Below are 17,140 nucleotides of genomic sequence, written 5' to 3'. Positions count from 1 at the left end.
AACAGGTTTCGCTTTGTTATCGTCTTTATATCAAGGCAGCATAAGGAGTGCAAGCGATTTTACATCTTTTTGTGCCATCAACTACTTATTTGACACCCAATGTTACGCAAAACATCTGCAACCTATATACAGGCAAACTGTCCTCATTCAAACAATGAATCAGCTTATTTGTTTACTCTTTAAAACAGTTGTGAGTTGGTGTCTGTGCATTACCAGTCATAAATTTTAATGTCTTTATCAACTGCTAGATTGTACTGTAATAATTTTACCACTGACAGAAACTAGCGTTACTTTTTATTATAAAGGCGTTACTATAAACAAAATACCACTGCAAATTTCGGGTAAAAATAAACTTAAGTTTATTACATAACTTTGATTTGCTAAATAAAAAAAATGGATTATTTACATGAAGCGTTCTACGTTGTCTCACTCTCTTCTTAATATTATTCTGGTGTTCATCGAGTCGGCGCTGACACTATTGTTACGTTTGGATCCTGAACTACGTAAAGCCGCTTATCCACTTGCCAAGCAAGGTACGGTCGTAGCGTTGCGCTTATATTTGCCTCATGTTGAGGTTTTTGCCACCTTTAGTACCAAAGGTGTACTCTTGGATGCCGAGTTGCCTGTTGGTCGTAGCGAACCTGATGTCGTTATCAATGCTTATAGCATTCAAGTGATTAATGCCATCACCACTCACGATAGAGAGACGACCGAAAAATTACAGATGCGCGGTGAATCTGTTCAAGTACAGCTGGTCAAACAATTTATCATGCAGCTTGGTCTTGGTAGCCTGATTCAGGGTCTGATCAGAAAAATCAAAGGTGGTAAAGGTAAAACCAAGCCATCTGATGCTGAAATGGCGGAAAAGAAAGACCATTATAAAGAGCGTATCAAAGAACAGCAGGCCCAAATCAACACATTAACCATCAAGAACCGCGAACTTGAAACCACAGTTAAAGAGCTACAGAGTAAGCAAAAGACCTTTATGATTGTGACCGTAGTGGCATTGGTCGTCGCGGTAGTCTCGATCATAGCCCTCTTAATGAATTAATTGGTGCTAGATTTGGTTTTATTTAACGGTGCTACCAGTCATAGATAAGTGTGTGACATTTACCATAGGTGTTGCACGCTTAGTGACTATTCATATGGATCACAGTATATGAGTCACACCATATAACTATAATTTGTATTCAGCGCCCCTACATCTGTCGTTTATATATCACATCCCACCTGTTTTCCCATTTATCCCCCCTTTTTAACCACCATTGTTTTTATCAATCATAGCGATAAGCTCGATTAACCATTTAATCACACTTTAATCTTGACCAAATTACTCAGGATTAAGTATAATTGACTTAATCGTTGCACACATCGGGTTAACCATCTGTTGTTTAATAACGATAAGACACAACTTGAACGGATATGATTGACAGCTTTTATATTGATCTATTATTGACTGTATCTATCCCTTTCCAAGATCGTTATTAAATAAAAATGACCTAAAAGTTTGGAGATAACACATGCGTTTAACTACTCGAGGCAGATATGCCGTTACTGCTTTACTAGACTTGGCATTACAGACCAGTCAACAAGAGAGCGCAGTATCTCTATCTGATATCGCTAAACGGCAGTCAATTTCTATCTCCTACCTTGAACAGTTATTCTCCAAGCTACGCAAACGTGGCCTTGTGACCAGTATTCGCGGTGCAGCTGGTGGTTATAACCTAGCCAAGCCATTGAACGAGATAGATGTGATGAGCATCATATCTGCTGTCGATGAATCCGTTAATGCGATGCAGTGTGAAGGACGCGGCGACTGTCAAGGTGGTACAATGTGCCTGACCCATGACCTGTGGTGTGCACTATCAAATCATATTGAACAGTACTTGAAAAATATAACATTAGCGCAATTATTAGATATGGAAAATGTGCAGTCAGTATCAGAACGTCAGCACACCTCTACAAAAGATATTTCCATAAAAGACATCAATACTATTACTCTATCGAACAGCGAGGCAAACCCAGCATGAGCCAACATAACAACCTTATATACTTAGATTATGCCGCCACCACACCAGTTGCAAAATCAGTAGCGGCTAAGATGAGCGAATATCTGACAGTAGATGGCATCTTTGGTAATCCAGCCTCGCGCTCTCACGGCTATGGCTGGCAAGCAGAAGAAGCCGTAGAAACTGCTCGCGGACAAGTGGCTGAAGTCATCAACGCTGATCCACGCGAAATCGTCTTTACTTCTGGTGCAACTGAATCTGACAACCTAGCCATTAAAGGCGCAGCTCACTTTTATCAGTCTCGTGGTAAACACATCATCACCAGCAAAATTGAGCACAAAGCCGTGCTAGATACGTGCCGTGAGCTTGAGCAAGAAGGTTTTGAAATTACGTATCTTGAGCCGCAACCAAGCACAGGGCTTATCTTGCCAGAGCAAGTGAAAGAAGCGCTACGTGAGGATACAATTTTGGTATCACTGATGATGGTAAATAATGAGCTTGGTACGATTACTGATGTTACAGCGATTGGTGAAATCACTCGTGAAGCCGGTGTGGTTTTCCATGTTGATGGCGCACAGTCTGTTGGTAAAGTAAAAATCAATCTTGAAGAGATGAAGATCGATTTGATGAGCTTTTCAGGCCATAAAGCCTATGGTCCTAAAGGTATCGGTGCCTTATTTGTTCGCCGTAAGCCACGTATTCGCCTAAAAGCTGAGCAACACGGCGGTGGTCATGAGCGCGGTATGCGTTCAGGTACATTACCTACGCATCAGATCGTTGGTCTTGGCGCAGCATTTGCTCTAGCCAATGAGAGCTTTGAAGCAGATCATGCCCATGTTGCAAAATTGCGTCAAAAACTCTGGGATGGCCTACAAGATATCGAAGAGATCTATCTGAACGGCGATCTTGAGAACAGCGTACCAAACATTGTGAACATCAGCTTTAACTTTGTTGAAGGCGAGTCATTGATGATGTCGCTAAAAGACTTAGCGGTATCATCAGGGTCAGCCTGTACATCAGCGACGCTTGAGCCATCATATGTACTACGTGCTATCGGTCGCCCAGACGAATTGGCGCATAGCTCAATCCGCTTCAGCTTTGGTCGTTATACGACTGAAGAAGACATCGACACTGTTATCAAGCAACTGCATGAAGCTGTTGATAAACTACGTGCCCTATCGCCACTTTGGGATATGTACCAAGAAGGTGTTGATTTGAATTCAGTCGAATGGGCTGAGCATTAATATTAAGCGCCGTTAGCTAGTAATACATTTTATATATTTATTAAACGATTGATCAGACAATTAAAAATCCAGTTTTTATTAACTAAATGTTTGACCCCAATTATCGATGAGTAGTTAGATATTTAAAGTTAATATGCGACTACTCATCATCTAACTAGGAGAAAACCCCATGGCCTATAGTGACCAAGTTATTGATCATTACGAAAACCCACGCAACGTTGGTAATCTTGACAAAAACGCCAAAAACGTTGGTACCGGTATGGTCGGTGCCCCAGCCTGTGGCGATGTAATGCGTCTACAAATCCAAGTCGATGATAACGGTATTATCGAAGATGCACGCTTTAAAACTTATGGCTGCGGTTCAGCAATTGCTTCAAGCTCGCTCGTTACTGAGTGGCTAAAAGGCAAAAGCTTGGATCAAGCTGGCGAAATCAAAAACAACGATATCGCTAAAGAACTAGCGTTACCACCAGTAAAAGTGCATTGCTCTGTACTTGCAGAAGATGCCATTAAAGCCGCTATTAGCGACTATAAAGGTAAGCATGGCGTAGCAGCAGCGGCAGAAGAAGCCACTATCTAAGCCAAACCTACTAGCGTCTGCGCTGTGTTTTGTTAGCAATGCTAAAGTAGTAATACATCAGATGGTTACTAACGCTAAAAAGGTGACAATGACACTTATGTAATTGTCACCTTTTATTTTCTAAAAACTATTAGCATATTATTTTGGCAAACTCGTAACTTCGCTTGCCAGTTTACATAGTTTATTTATTGATATTTACGATTAATAGTCAATGGGAGTTGGCATGATTGAAATGACAGAACGCGCCGCTCAGCATGTTCAAGACTTTTTGGACAATCGCGGCAAAGGTGAAGGTATTCGAGTGGGTATCCGTACAGCGGGTTGCTCAGGCCTTGCTTATGTTTTAGAGTTTGTAGATATACCTGATGAAAATGACACGCGCTATGAAAGCCGCGGCGTTAGCATTTTTATTGATCCTAAAAGCTTGGTCTATTTAGATGGCCTGTTGATGGATTATGAAAAAGAAGGTCTAAACGAAGGTTTCAAGTTCACTAACCCTAACCAAAAAGGTGAATGTGGCTGCGGTGAGTCTTTTACTGTTTAATGGTTCAATCAACTGATTATTCAGTGATTGATGCACCCGTTGTGATGAATCAATACAAAAGATATAAATGCACTAATATATTTGGTAGAAGCACCAGATTAAGACTTTAAAAACAAATAAAAAAGCAAGGCGTAAGATATGACAGATACGATTCCAGAAACACAATTTGATAACTTCTTTGCCCTATTTGAGCAACCTGTACAATTTGAAGTCAATCAAGACAGTCTCGATCAGCATCTACGTCTGCTACAAAAACGCTATCATCCTGATAATGTTGCAAAGAATCTAGCAGATACTAAGCAAGCCAAGCAGCAATCAGAGCAGTATTCTGCCGTCATCAATCAAGCCTACCAAACATTGAGTGCACCTGATAGCCGTGCTGGTTACCTACTAGGTATGGCTGATCAAGCGCAAAATCTAGAACACTCCATCGCAGACTTGGATTTTTTAGAAGATGCGATGGAAATGCGTATGGATTTAGATGACGCTATTGTAGGCAAAGACCTTTTAGCCTTGCAGCAGCTACATCCTCAGATTACATCGCGCTTGGCAAACCAGTCTCAGCGTTTTGAGACTGCTTACCAAGAGCAAGATTGGCCAACGGCGATTGATGCGACACAGAAATTGAAGTTTTTGGTCAAATTGAATGCTGATGTTACAACGGGGCTTGATGACGTCGCCACTGCTGCACATTCAGATGACGATGACCTATACGTCTAGATAGCTGTGCATGATGTATCTTACTTGAAAGCTAGATTCTAAATATTTGGTTAAATTAGTATCAACTATACCGTATAATCTCTGATTTTGAGCATGCTTAACTGCCAAATTCCTCTATTTTGAGAATAAATAGATAGCGGTTAAGCAGTCATACTGAACATGCCATATTTGCCTCATTACACTTATTCATTTTATCTCTGAGTTATTCTTATGTCTTTAATGCAAATTGCCGAACCCAATCAAAGCGCTCAACCTCATCAACATCGTTTTGGCCTAGGTATTGACCTTGGTACGACACGCTCACTGGTCGCTGTAGTACGTTCAGGCAAGGCGCAAGTCTTAGAAGCAGGCGCAGCATCAGATACCTTGCTGCCTTCTGTGGTTTATTATCCAGCGACAGGTAATCCATCGGTCGGCTATGATGCCCTAGCGCATTTAGCAGACGATCCCAAAAATACGATCGTCTCGGCTAAGCGTTTTATGGGTCGCAGTCAAGCAGATATCAAATTCTCGCATCCTTATGAGTTGTCTGGTAGTACAGATGATATGCCAGCATTTGTCACGGCTCAAGGTGAAGTGTCACCTGTCGAAGTATCAGCGCGTATATTAGCCGCGCTTGAGCAACGTGCAGCGAGCGCACTGCCTGCAGACAGCATTGAGGGTGCCGTCATTACTGTGCCAGCTTATTTTGATGAGGCACAGCGCCAAGCCACTAAAGATGCTGCGCAAGCGGCTGGTATCAACGTACTTCGTCTATTGAATGAACCAACGGCGGCGGCGGTCGCTTATGGTCTTGACCAATCATCAGAAGACAACAATAAAGAAAATTACTATCTTATTTATGATTTGGGCGGCGGTACTTTTGATGTATCTATTCTGAAGTTGAATGATGGTGTCTTTGAAGTATTGGCAACTGGCGGTAATAGCGCACTGGGCGGCGATGATATTGATCGTCTGATTACCAACTGGATTATTAAACAGTTAAATATAGATCCAAAAGACGTAAGCCTGCATAACAAATCAGTACTCGCACAAGAAGCTAAAGCTTACAAGCAAGCGCTGACTGATGCTGAGCAATTGGATATCAATGTCACTGTCAACGGACAAACCTATCAAGGTGTATTGCGCCGTGAAGACATCCTTAATATCGTAGAGCCTGTTAGTCGTCGCACGTTAAGCGTATGTGAACAAGTCCTGCGTGATGCCAAGCTGACTGCCACAGATTTAGACGAAGTGATCTTAGTAGGCGGCTCAACGCGTATGCCTGCCATACAACAAGTCGTGACTGAATTTTTTGCCAAGCAGCCTCTTTGCCGTCTGAATCCAGATGAGGTTGTTGCCTTAGGCGCTGCTCAAACTGCTCACCAACTGGTGAATGGTGATAGTAACAACAATTTGTTGTTATTGGACGTAACGCCATTATCATTAGGTCTTGAGACCATGGGTGGTTTGGTTGAAGTACTCATCCCACGCAACACGCCTATCCCTGTCAAAAAACGTCAAGTGTTTACCACCTATCAAGATGGTCAAACAGGCATGGTGATACACGTCGTGCAAGGTGAGCGCGAAACAGTAGAAAACTGTCGCTCGCTTGGCCGCTTTGAGCTGTACGGTATTCCGCCAATGAAAGCTGGGTTTGCTCGTATCGAGGTCACCTTTAGCATCGATGCCAATGGTCAGCTGACTGTTAGTGCACAAGAAACCACGACCAAAACAGAAAGCAAGATCGAGATCGTGCCTTCTTATGGTTTGTCTGATGAGCAAAAAGAGCAGTTGCTTGTTGCCGGATTTAAACATGCAGAGGAAGATAAAAACGCACGCTCTTTAATCGAAACAAAAGTAGAAGCCGAGCGTGAAGTGTTGGCTCTAGAATCTGCACTCAATGAGTTTGCAGCACTGCTTTCTTCTGATGAGCAGCACACTTTAGCGGAGCATATACAAGCCCTGCGTTCTGCTCTTAGCACTAATGACTTGGCACTTATCGAAGCACAGCAAGCACAGCTTAAGCCGCATAGTGATGCCTTTGCTGCTCGCATTATGAACCAAAGCGTTCAAACCAGCATGGCAGGTACCAGCGCACAAGATTGGTAAAATCCATACTCAAAATGATAGCTTAGTTATGATACTAAGCTACTTTCTCTTATTTTTTAGATTGATTAGCATTGGACAAATAATTTATGCCAAAAGTTACCGTACTACCCCATCACGAAATCTGCCCAGAGGGCGCAGAAGTTGAGCTACAAGCTGGTCAGAATTTGTGCAAAGCGTTATTAGAAAAAGGCATCAAAATCGAGCATGCCTGTGAGATGTCAAAAGCTTGTACTACTTGTCACGTTGTCGTACGCAAAGGGTTCAATAGTCTAGATGAGATGGATGATGTAGAAGCTGATCTACTTGATCGTGCTTGGGGCTTAGAGCCTGACTCACGTCTGTCTTGTCAGGTCATGCTTGATGATGAAGATCTAACCATCGAGGTTCCAAAATACACATTGAATCATGCAAAAGAAAATCATTAATATGATCAGTACAAACTACTTATAAGTTACAAAAAAGCCAGCTATTAAAATATAATAGCTGGCTTTTTTTATACTCAATATTTCACGATATGACTTCCCAAATCATGACTTTTTGTTAGCACTATGACGTTTGCTTTCTTCAGCGATGCTCTGTGCCAATTTTTCTTCTTCTTGTTCGATACGCTCAAGCGCAAAGTTTAGACGACTCCTGATATCTTGATAGTCATTGTCTTTCATGTCTTTAAAATTTAGATGCAAGTTAAACCCTGGCAAGGTGTGATCTACCCATTTAGACAAATGACCTTTATTAGCATCAGGGTCAAGTACTTGCCATGCATTTACCTTGTCATCAAAGCCTTTTAGCTGAAGCGCTCCAACATGTTGACACTCATAGTTATGGCAAACATAATCATAAGTGCTTTCACTGACCAATATCTCATCTTTGCCAGCATTCGATTCGAGTCTTGACGCCAGATTAGCCTCTTTACCAATCAGTGTGTAACTAAGACGATTGTTGCTACCAAAATTGCCCACGTGGCAATAACCAGTTGTGATACCAATACGTATATATAACCCCTCAAACCCCATCAGCCGCCATTTTTGACGCAATGTACGCATCTCGCGGCGCATATCTATCGCCATTGCCACACAATCCAGAGCATCTTGACGTGAGCCACGGCTATTAGGCTCACCGAAGAAGCACACCATGCCATCACCAATAAATTTATCAAGTACGGCACCATGTCTGTCAGCAATTAACGTCATGCAATGCATATAAGTGTTCAAAATATCAGCCACGTTGTCAGCACTCAGACTATCAGACAGATCGGTAAAGCCCACAATATCTGAAAACATAATAGTCAGCTTGACACGTTTATTCGACACACTAACAGGGCTATCAGATCTAACAATTGGCTCCCAGATTTGCGGCGGTACAAAGCGAGTCAACTTATTGATGACCGACACCATGGTACTCAAACGTCCTCCGGCTTTAGAGGCACTTTCTTTATAACCAATATACTCTTGATACGTACTGCGAAACTGATACAAAATAACCATTATGCTTGCTAGCAATACGGTGGGAGGCACCCAACCTTCATTACAGTTCAATCCTTCGTTGTCTAGTATTGTACTGACATAATAAAATACAATAGATGTCACCAATGCTACAGTAAATAATCTTAGACCGTTATCGACACCACTGACGATCATACGTACGCCGATTAAGGCTACCAAACTGAGCGATATCACCGTACAAAACTGTATTGACCCAATAACGACCGCAAATAAAATAACGACCATATTAGACGTCCAAAGACTGGTTTGGCGTCGATAGTTATAAATCAGAATCATCAGGCTAGGTAGTAGAACGACAACCAATAATGCCATTGAGGTAGGACGAAAATTGTAATGCGGGGCGAGTAATATGACAGTAAGAATTAAAACAAAAACTTCTGGATAGTCGAATTGATAGATTCCACTACCTTTTGACAATAGTTTTGGCTTTAACATCCCTATAAAAGGCATATTGAATTTCACTTAAATGAGATAAGCTATCAGAGAGATAAAGATATATAAGAACAACACACGCAAATTACCTATCTTAATGATAAATAATTACAAAAATATATTATACTTTCTAAATTAAATGAAACCTAGGTCAGTGGTAGCTAAAAAAATACCATCTATCATTTATCAAGATAACAAATCTTCTGGATAAACAACTGATAATGTTTGATTATTACAAAAAAAGCCAGATATGACGAATATCTGGCTTTTTTCTGTCGCAATAGTTTATGAGAGAGGCTTCATAAATAATGCTTTATAGATGAGGTAAAGCAATCCAAAGTTAAAAACGGATTACATCTGCCAATCAAAAGGCATTTGATGATGACCACGTAGCGCCATCATTAACGTCTGCTGCATTTGTGCCAAGACTTCTTTGGTATAAGGAACCGCAGGAACTCCCCATACTGGATTTGGCCATTGCATATCATTTTGATAACGAACAATATGATGAAAATGAAGCTGCGGGACTTGATTACCAAGCGCGGCCACATTCATTTTATCTGCTTGAAAGGTTTTGGCTAGCTGACTCGATAACCAGCTTGACTCACGCAAGAACTGCGTTTGGTCTGCCTCAGACAACTCGTAAAGCTCTTTGATACCCGATACGCGCGGTACTAATATCAGCCAAGGGAATTGACAGTCATTGATCAAACGACAAGTAGATAATGGAAAATCACCCACTAAGAAACTATCAGCAGCAAGTTTATGATGAAGTTGGAACATAATGACGGTTCTCTTGTTGTTTAATGCAAATAAAAGTACGTAAAAAATATCGAAGAAGAAGCAATCCGGTTATTTTATCAGTTATCCCTGCGATAAAATAGCACCATACACTATTGCATTTGTGTTGATTGTCTTAGAAACCCCGATGATGGCTCTCACTGATCGACTCTAGGCCGCTTCTGTCACCATATGCTCACTAAAATAACGTAGAAGATCTTGGATAACAGAGACTCGCTGTTGCGGTGTCGCCAACTTCTCGCTATGTTGATAACGAATACCAGATGCTCCATTCATGCGGTAGTGCTGTCCATCTGACTGGATCAGTTTGATAATAGCCAAAGCATCAACAGGGGTATCAGGTGCAAACTCCAGCGTCATACTATTACTATTGGCATCAATTTTGTTAATCTTCAGCGGTTCTGCTTGCAAGCGCAGTCCATGAATGGCAAATAGCTGCTTGGTCTGGTCTGGCAATGCACCGAAACGGTCTATCATTTCGGTACGAATATCCGTCAACGCTTCTTTATCATCTGTATTGCTTATACGTTTGTAAAACAATAGGCGCTGATGTACGTCATGTAGATAGTCTTCTGGAATAAGAGCAGAGCTATGCAAGTTAATCTCACTGGTCAGCGATAGTGGCGTATTCAAGTCAGGCTCTTTACCAGCCTTGATCGCCTTAGTTGCACGCTCCAGCATATCCATATATAAGCTAAAGCCAATCGCCTGCATATTACCGCTTTGCTGCTTACCCAGTATCTCACCTGCCCCGCGAATCTCTAGATCTTCACTCGCCAGCATAAAACCTGCGCCGAGTGTATTGGCGCGTTCAATTGCATGTAGACGACGCTTGGCATCGCCTTTGAGACCTTTGAGAGAAGGCACCAATAGGTAACAATATGCCTGATGATGACTGCGACCTACGCGGCCTCGTAGCTGATGCAGTTGCGCCAGACCAAACTTATCCGCACGCTCAATGATAATAGTATTGGCATTTGGTACGTCGATACCTGTCTCAATAATAGTAGAGCACACCAACACGTTGAATTTTTTATGATAAAACTGCTGCATGATTTGCTCAAGCTGGCGTTCTTGCATCTGCCCATGGGCGACCCCTACTCGCGCTTCAGGTACCAGATCACGAATAGTTTCTGCCATACGCTCAATACTAGCCACATCATTGTGGAGCAGATAAACCTGCCCACCACGTAACAGCTCGCGCAAGATAGCTTCTTTCATCAAGGCATCTGTCTTTTGCATGACAAAGGTTTTAATAGCCAACCGGCGTGCAGGCGGTGTGGCAATGATTGACATATCACGCATGCCTGAGAGCGCCATATTAAGCGTTCTAGGGATGGGCGTCGCGGTCATAGACATACTGTCTACATCTGTCTGAATCGCCTTGATACGCTCTTTATGACGCACCCCAAAACGGTGCTCCTCATCGACAATCATTAGCCCAAGATTGGCAAACTTCACGTCAGGCTGCAATAGTTTATGAGTACCGATCACAATATCGACTTTGCCATCAGCCAAGTCCGTCAAGACCATGTCTTGATGTTTTTTGCCGCCAAAGCGTGACAGGCTCTCAATACGCACTGGCCAATCAGCAAATCGATCGCGGAAATTGTCTTCGTGCTGTCCTGCGAGCAATGTGGTGGGCACTAATACAGCAACTTGATAGCCAGCACTGACGGCAATAAAGGCCGCTCGCATCGCTACTTCTGTTTTACCAAAGCCAACATCACCGCAGATGAGGCGATCCATTGGCTGGTTTTGTCTCATGTCTTCCATAACCGCATGAATGGCATTGGCTTGGTCAGCGGTCTCTTCAAACGCAAACTGACTGGCAAACAGCTCGTATTGCGACGGATCTATTTTAAAATGAATACCAACTTTGGCCTCACGACGCGCTTGCATATTGAGCAGCTCTGCGGCGACATCGTGAATTTGCTCCAAGGCCTTTTGCTTGGCTCTATCCCATTTGCCACTGCCGATCTTATGTAATGGCGCTAACGCTGGATCGCCGCCACTATAGCGACTGATCATTTGTAGATTGGCGACTGGCACATAGATACTGGCATCATCGTCATATTTTAAATGAATGAACTCTTGCTCACCATCGCCCACATCTAGCGTGATTAGGCCGTTATAACGACCAATACCATGCTCGATATGAACGACTGGGCTGCCATCTGTTATCTCAGTGACGCTCTTAACCAAGAACTCCTCTGATACACCGCTTTGGCGACGACGACGCGTCTGTAAGACTTGACGACCAAACAGCTGCGTTTCACTAATCAACACCAAACGTTCAGGCACGTATACGCCGCGCTCAATCGGTGCCACAGTCAGACCGACATGTGGTAGTCGAGCATTATTCATAGCGCTCGTCTTATCTGCTGCTAAAAATGCTTCAAAGCTATCATATGCTTTGATATCGATTTTTCCCTTAAACAGCTCAATAAGAATCTCACGGCGACCAGCAGTCTCTGCCACAACTAATACTGGCGTTGCTGTTTGTTGTTGAACGTGTAAAAAGTCGAGCAATTCAGTTAATGGCTCAGATTTCTGATGATTGACTGCCAGCTCTGGCGGTTCTTCGGCGCTTAATGTCACCAAGCCTTGCTGCTTAGTAGGCGTTAATGGCAGTTGCGGCTGAGATGGGTCGTTACCTTCTAGCGCTGCTACGTCATTTGTCGTAGCCAGCTCATCGCGTGCGCTTAATATCACTCGTGGATATTGATTGAGCTGCTCGTTAAGAGCGTTGGATAATAAGTATAAGAGCGCAGGTTCGACGATAGGCTTGTCAATATCATGGCGACGCTCTTCATAGCGGCGCTGGATTTGTGACCAATAGTCCGCCTGCTTTTCGTGGATCAGCTCATCCGTGATAAACAACGCATCGCTTGGCAAATAAGAAAACAATGTACTTTCTTCTTGCCAATCTTTTAAGTCAAAAAATAGTGGCTGATAATACTCCAGTCCGCTACTCGCGATACCTGCCATTACATCTTTATGCAACTCAGACTTGCGGCTACTGGCATTAGGGAACATCGCCGCAAAATTCGTGCGAAATGTCTCTCGCCCTTCATCCAGCGGAAACTCCTTTGCTGGTAATATTTGGAACTGTTCGATAGGTTTAGAGATATCTGGCAATTTGTGCAGCAGCGACAGTGACTCTTTGCCCATGCTGGTATCATTGCCTGTCAACATCGCTTTGAGGTCATCAGCGGTCAACGTGCGCTGGGTTTGCGGATGAAAAAAACGAATTGTCTCAATTTCATCGTCAAATAAGTCTAAACGCAGCGGAAAAGGCTGACCCATAGCAAAGATATCGATAATGCTGCCACGTACAGCGAACTCACCAGGCTCAAAGACATTATCAACCGCTCTATAACCCGCCTTTGCCAAAAGCCCACGTTGCGTATTGATATCAAAACGATCACCAACGCTCAAATCAAAATGCTGTCCGATCAACCAACTGGGCGGTGCGACGCGTTGCATCAATGTCTGTATTGAGATGAGTAGCACGCCTGATCTCGGCATATCCGTCAATAGGTTGATGCGTTCACTAACGATGTCTTGGTGCGGAGACAGCTCATCATATGTCAGTGTCTCCCAGTCAGGGAATACGTAAGCATCGACGCCGCAAAATGCCAGCTCAGTTTCTATCTGATTGAGCTGATTTTGGTCGCGTGCCACCACGACCTTTAGGCGCTTGGCAACATTCCACATAGGCGTTTGAAACAAGCTTGCCAGCCATAAGCTACTGACCGCACCATGGACAGGCGCAAGCCAACGCCGCTCGGCATTTTGTATAGGGAACAACTGCTGGTTAATGGGATCAAACGCGTCAGTCAAAGCAGTGATAGGCATAAAGAATAGGATCACAGTTAAGGAGTCAGAAAGCTATTATACGAATATTTGAGCAATTACCAAAACTTATGCCGTAACGGTTTGTCACGTAAAAGCTCACTCATTCATGATCGAGAATTGATAACGGTTATTAAGCTTTAACTATCATTACATAAAAAACCCCAACTGATAGGCTGAGGTTCTCATTCACACTGGTTAAACCAAGTTCAAATTAACGGTTTATCACTAGCGATAATGCCATTGTTGTCAGCATAGACAAACATTCCCGAGTTCAATGTCAAATCACCAAAGCGGATTTCGATATCCGTTTGACCTTCATCACGGCGAGTTGATTTGCGCGGGATGCAACCAAGTGCCATCACACCAAGATCCATCGCTGCCATGTCATCAACATCTCGGACACAGCCATATACGATAACACCCGCCCAGCCATTGTCGATGGCCGACTGTGCAATCATATCGCCGAGCAAAGCACAGCGCATAGAGCCGCCACCATCGACGACCAACACCTTACCATCGCCAGCTTTGTCTTTGCCATCACTATTCAATAGTGATTTGACGCGGCTATTGTCTTCAAAGCACTTCACCGTCACGATTTCACCGCAGAATTTATCTTTTGCACCAAAACGACGAAATGCCTTACCTTCAATATTTGGTAGACATACTTGCGACTCAGGATTGGCGTCCAGTAAATCACATGTGACAAAGTTCTTTTTATTCATCTCCATCGTTTTTACTCCTTATTATGAGTGATTAAGCTGCTTGATCTTGTAATACATGGTCATACTTGGCTGTAGTCTTGACTCAAAAATAATACTTTATTTTTTCACGCGAGTCATTGCAAGCATCTTCTTATTTTCAATGATCTCTGTATGTTCAATCTGGGGTTCTGTACGGTATTTACGACGATGATAAATGTCATGAGCACTCATCGCCATTGCACTAGCGACGCGCTTAGCCGAGATAGGATGTAATGAGAGTGACTCTGAGACTAAAGGCGAGATAAGCTTAAAAGCTTTTTGACCAATGCTCTCGAGTGGACGCCCTTTATGCTTGCCTAGTAATAACGACGGTCGAAATATCACCAGTTGTCCAAACCCTAATGCCGTAATAGATTGCTCCGTCTCTGCCTTGACTCGATTGTACAAAAAGCGGCTGTCAATATCGGCATTCATGGATGAAAGTAGAAAAAAGTTTTCTACCCCTTTGTCACGGCATAGCTTAGCAAAGTTAACATTGTAATCATGGTCTATCTTTCGAAAAGCCTCATCACTGCCCGCTTGTTTTTTAGTGGTGCCAAGACAACTAAAGGCATCTGTCGTTCGATCCGCACCAACGCTCGCAAACACTTCAGAGAGATTATCAAAGTCATTAACCTGATAAAAACGCATGCTGGCATTAATATAGCGTGGCGGGCGCCGAGCGATCACAATCAATGTATCATAGAGCTCACTCAGCTGTTTTACCAAATGCTGCCCTACCAATCCTGTTGCGCCAATCACAATTGCTTTTCGCTGCATACCCTATCCACTTATATAACGTTAGAGGTTCTATATTGATGAAAAGTAACCTATATCAAGGCCTACCATTAGGATATCATACCTAAGTTCATGAATAACTGACGCTATTATGTATGATATATTGTAAGAGATTTTATCAATCAGTTGCGCCTATTGATGTCTGCTATTGATTTAGATACCTTAATAAACCAAAATTCATGAGTTTACAGTACTTCTTTACGCATTAATCATCAAATATATTGTCCTTAGCGCAATAATTTGCTAAGATAACCGGCTTTACACGTCAACGCTGTTTAATTATTCCAAACAGTTCTGGCGCTTGCGATGATCTATTTGTATTAGATACTTTAATATTAGACATCGACATCATGTTTGACGAGACGGCTGCTCGTCACCGATGATTGTTAAACCCATTATTGCAATCAACATTCATATTTTTATCTGTCTTTATCAAGGAGATACGCGTGGCTAATACTGCACAAGCTCGTAAACGCGCCCGTCAAAACACCAAACGTCGTCAGAACTCTGCGTCACAACGCTCTATGGTTCGTACTTACTTAAAACGTGTTGATGCGGCTATCGAAGCTAAAGATTATGACGCGGCTACCGAAGCTTACAACAGAGCGGTACCAGTTATTGATCGTATGGCTGACAAAGGTATTATTCATAAGAATAAAGCTGCTCGTCGTAAGAGCCGCCTAAACAAAACAATCAAAGGCCTACAAGCTTAAGATTTGTCTTGTCTAGACCACATGACGCTTTTATAGCGTCATGACTAAAACCTTGCTACTGGTTCTCATACTGGGGCAAGGTTTTTTTATGCCTACTCGATATATATCTAGTGGAGCGTCATTACCATTTTTTGATGAAATCTTATGTCCATTGCACCCCTGGTGGTAATAGCAGTTTACTTGGGTGATACCCTGCTGCACGATATCCATTCAACAATGAACTAATCGGACGTGTATATACTTGACCACGCCAGATAAAATGCGCATTTGCCTGATCAAAAGGTTTATCATCAAACCACAAAAACACCCCTTCCATCATTTTTGGCCAATCATTCCAATCGATCTCTTCCACATCGAACATCACGGCTAAGAATGCAGACAACAAAGTATCATGACTGACAGCCAGCATCAGATGCCCATGCTGCGGCTGGTTTTGATAAAAGAGCGAGAGAATATCAAGGCCACCTTGATAAGCATTTTTGGTGCCTTCAAGATTGCCTTGCAAAAAGCGATTGATAAAATTGAGTACACCAATCTCTTTAAATATTGGGTTCGCTATTTCAGGTTCAGTAACGAGGCTACCAGGCTCAACCAGCAGTGACTGATGCGTAATATCACGCTTTAGACCTGCTCCTTCCTGCATGAGCTGCGCCGTATCAATACAGCGTTTAATGGGGCTTGAGATGCTATCAACATCGAGTGAGTATGAGAGGTGACCTGCTAACCAACGACCCCAAGACTTAGCTAGTACGCGGCCTTTAGGCGTCAGCGGCAACTGATAGCTGGCAAAACCATTGCCGTCAGAACGCTCACGCAAAGAGTGTCTGGTAAATAAAATCAGCCGCTCATTTTCAGGTAATAGTCTGACCGAAGAAATCATACTATCTGGCAGATGTGAAGGCGCAGGCGCACTTGGTGTGTGACTCGCAAGCTTGTCAGCAGAGACTTTTGATAAGGTGCTATTAAGATATTTACTCATAGTAGCAAGCGTAGCAGATTTTTTGATAGGAATGAACAACTGACAAGTCTAGTTGCACTATATCTTGTAAATATCTTGTAAATATCTTGTCATACAAGGAGTGAGCTTGTTTTTAAGAGAACTAAG

At 42.8% G+C, this 17,140-nt stretch carries 15 protein-coding genes; 9 read left to right on the top strand and 6 right to left on the bottom strand.

All coding sequences use genetic code 11. From position 1 onward, the window contains the following. Positions 1-406: 406 nt before the first annotated feature. From BLR43_RS03715 to fdx, 8 genes are all read left to right on the top strand, one after another. The gene (locus tag BLR43_RS03715) at positions 407-1,051 is read left to right on the top strand and encodes a hypothetical protein (protein WP_071003522.1); all 645 of its coding nucleotides are present in this window, start codon (positions 407-409) and stop codon (positions 1,049-1,051) included. A gap of 469 nt (positions 1,052-1,520) precedes the next feature. Next, complete coding sequence (locus BLR43_RS03710) at positions 1,521-2,030, top strand: Rrf2 family transcriptional regulator (protein ID WP_071003521.1); 510 nt, start codon at positions 1,521-1,523, stop codon at positions 2,028-2,030. After that, entirely contained in the window at positions 2,027-3,253 is a 1,227-nt protein-coding gene (locus BLR43_RS03705; RefSeq protein ID WP_071003520.1) for an IscS subfamily cysteine desulfurase, read from the top strand. Before BLR43_RS03710 ends, BLR43_RS03705 begins: the two co-directional genes overlap by 4 nt. Positions 3,254-3,422: 169 nt before the next feature. After that, positions 3,423-3,833, top strand: coding sequence for a Fe-S cluster assembly scaffold IscU (gene iscU / locus BLR43_RS03700; RefSeq protein WP_058024183.1), 411 nt, complete (start codon positions 3,423-3,425; stop codon positions 3,831-3,833). A 223-nt stretch (positions 3,834-4,056) separates the two neighbouring features. Beyond that, positions 4,057-4,377, top strand: a complete 321-nt coding sequence (gene iscA, locus BLR43_RS03695) for an iron-sulfur cluster assembly protein IscA (RefSeq protein ID WP_071003519.1) — start codon at positions 4,057-4,059, stop codon at positions 4,375-4,377. Between the two features lie 138 nt (positions 4,378-4,515). After that, entirely contained in the window at positions 4,516-5,097 is a 582-nt protein-coding gene (gene hscB, locus BLR43_RS03690; RefSeq protein ID WP_071003518.1) for a Fe-S protein assembly co-chaperone HscB, read from the top strand. Positions 5,098-5,307: 210 nt separating this feature from the next. Further along, positions 5,308-7,188: a Fe-S protein assembly chaperone HscA gene (gene hscA, locus BLR43_RS03685; protein ID WP_071003517.1), complete on the top strand. Its 1,881-nt coding sequence runs from the start codon at positions 5,308-5,310 to the stop codon at positions 7,186-7,188. Between the two features lie 86 nt (positions 7,189-7,274). After that, positions 7,275-7,613 (top strand): ISC system 2Fe-2S type ferredoxin, encoded by a 339-nt coding sequence (gene fdx / locus BLR43_RS03680; protein WP_058024187.1) that lies wholly within the window; start codon positions 7,275-7,277, stop codon positions 7,611-7,613. A 102-nt stretch (positions 7,614-7,715) separates the two neighbouring features. Here fdx and BLR43_RS03675 read toward each other — a convergent pair whose 3' ends face one another. From BLR43_RS03675 to BLR43_RS03655, 5 genes are all read right to left on the bottom strand, one after another. Then, on the bottom strand, positions 7,716-9,125 hold the full coding sequence (locus BLR43_RS03675; protein WP_227674237.1) for an adenylate/guanylate cyclase domain-containing protein: 1,410 nt from the start codon (positions 9,123-9,125) through the stop codon (positions 7,716-7,718). Between the two features lie 348 nt (positions 9,126-9,473). Continuing rightward, on the bottom strand, positions 9,474-9,905 hold the full coding sequence (locus BLR43_RS03670) for an HIT domain-containing protein (protein WP_057759208.1): 432 nt from the start codon (positions 9,903-9,905) through the stop codon (positions 9,474-9,476). Between the two features lie 168 nt (positions 9,906-10,073). After that, positions 10,074-13,784, bottom strand: coding sequence for a transcription-repair coupling factor (gene mfd, locus BLR43_RS03665; RefSeq protein ID WP_093068907.1), 3,711 nt, complete (start codon positions 13,782-13,784; stop codon positions 10,074-10,076). 206 nt (positions 13,785-13,990) lie between these two features. After that, entirely contained in the window at positions 13,991-14,506 is a 516-nt protein-coding gene (rraA, locus tag BLR43_RS03660; RefSeq protein WP_093068995.1) for a ribonuclease E activity regulator RraA, read from the bottom strand. A gap of 96 nt (positions 14,507-14,602) precedes the next feature. Further along, on the bottom strand, positions 14,603-15,304 hold the full coding sequence (locus BLR43_RS03655; RefSeq protein WP_071003513.1) for an NAD-dependent epimerase/dehydratase family protein: 702 nt from the start codon (positions 15,302-15,304) through the stop codon (positions 14,603-14,605). A gap of 464 nt (positions 15,305-15,768) precedes the next feature. On the opposite strand from BLR43_RS03655, the gene rpsT reads away from it, so the two are divergent. Next, a complete protein-coding gene (gene rpsT, locus BLR43_RS03650) occupies positions 15,769-16,035 on the top strand; it encodes a 30S ribosomal protein S20 (protein ID WP_071003512.1) in 267 nt (88 codons plus the stop codon). 142 nt (positions 16,036-16,177) lie between these two features. Here rpsT and BLR43_RS03645 read toward each other — a convergent pair whose 3' ends face one another. After that, positions 16,178-17,014, bottom strand: a complete 837-nt coding sequence (locus tag BLR43_RS03645) for a histidine phosphatase family protein (RefSeq protein WP_093068904.1) — start codon at positions 17,012-17,014, stop codon at positions 16,178-16,180. Positions 17,015-17,140: the final 126 nt, after the last annotated feature.

The sequence above is a fragment of the Psychrobacter pacificensis genome (assembly GCF_900101915.1).
Lineage (GTDB): Bacteria > Pseudomonadota > Gammaproteobacteria > Pseudomonadales > Moraxellaceae > Psychrobacter > Psychrobacter pacificensis.
The sequence above is the reverse complement of the archived record's forward strand: the minus strand, read 5'-3'. Positions and strand labels throughout refer to the sequence as shown.

What these genes read in the sequence shown, in the direction of transcription:
- BLR43_RS03715 (WP_071003522.1), top strand. Translation starts at nt 407, where the DNA reads ATGAAGCGTTCTACGTTGTCTCACTCTCTTCTTAATATTATTCTGGTG.
- BLR43_RS03670 (WP_057759208.1), bottom strand. Translation starts at nt 9,905, where the DNA reads ATGTTCCAACTTCATCATAAACTTGCTGCTGATAGTTTCTTAGTGGGT.
- BLR43_RS03645 (WP_093068904.1), bottom strand. Translation starts at nt 17,014, where the DNA reads ATGAGTAAATATCTTAATAGCACCTTATCAAAAGTCTCTGCTGACAAG.
- iscU (WP_058024183.1), top strand. Translation starts at nt 3,423, where the DNA reads ATGGCCTATAGTGACCAAGTTATTGATCATTACGAAAACCCACGCAAC.
- iscA (WP_071003519.1), top strand. Translation starts at nt 4,057, where the DNA reads ATGATTGAAATGACAGAACGCGCCGCTCAGCATGTTCAAGACTTTTTG.
- BLR43_RS03675 (WP_227674237.1), bottom strand. Translation starts at nt 9,125, where the DNA reads ATGTTAAAGCCAAAACTATTGTCAAAAGGTAGTGGAATCTATCAATTC.
- rraA (WP_093068995.1), bottom strand. Translation starts at nt 14,506, where the DNA reads ATGAATAAAAAGAACTTTGTCACATGTGATTTACTGGACGCCAATCCT.
- hscB (WP_071003518.1), top strand. Translation starts at nt 4,516, where the DNA reads ATGACAGATACGATTCCAGAAACACAATTTGATAACTTCTTTGCCCTA.
- hscA (WP_071003517.1), top strand. Translation starts at nt 5,308, where the DNA reads ATGTCTTTAATGCAAATTGCCGAACCCAATCAAAGCGCTCAACCTCAT.
- mfd (WP_093068907.1), bottom strand. Translation starts at nt 13,784, where the DNA reads ATGCCTATCACTGCTTTGACTGACGCGTTTGATCCCATTAACCAGCAG.
- fdx (WP_058024187.1), top strand. Translation starts at nt 7,275, where the DNA reads ATGCCAAAAGTTACCGTACTACCCCATCACGAAATCTGCCCAGAGGGC.
- BLR43_RS03655 (WP_071003513.1), bottom strand. Translation starts at nt 15,304, where the DNA reads ATGCAGCGAAAAGCAATTGTGATTGGCGCAACAGGATTGGTAGGGCAG.
- BLR43_RS03710 (WP_071003521.1), top strand. Translation starts at nt 1,521, where the DNA reads ATGCGTTTAACTACTCGAGGCAGATATGCCGTTACTGCTTTACTAGAC.
- BLR43_RS03705 (WP_071003520.1), top strand. Translation starts at nt 2,027, where the DNA reads ATGAGCCAACATAACAACCTTATATACTTAGATTATGCCGCCACCACA.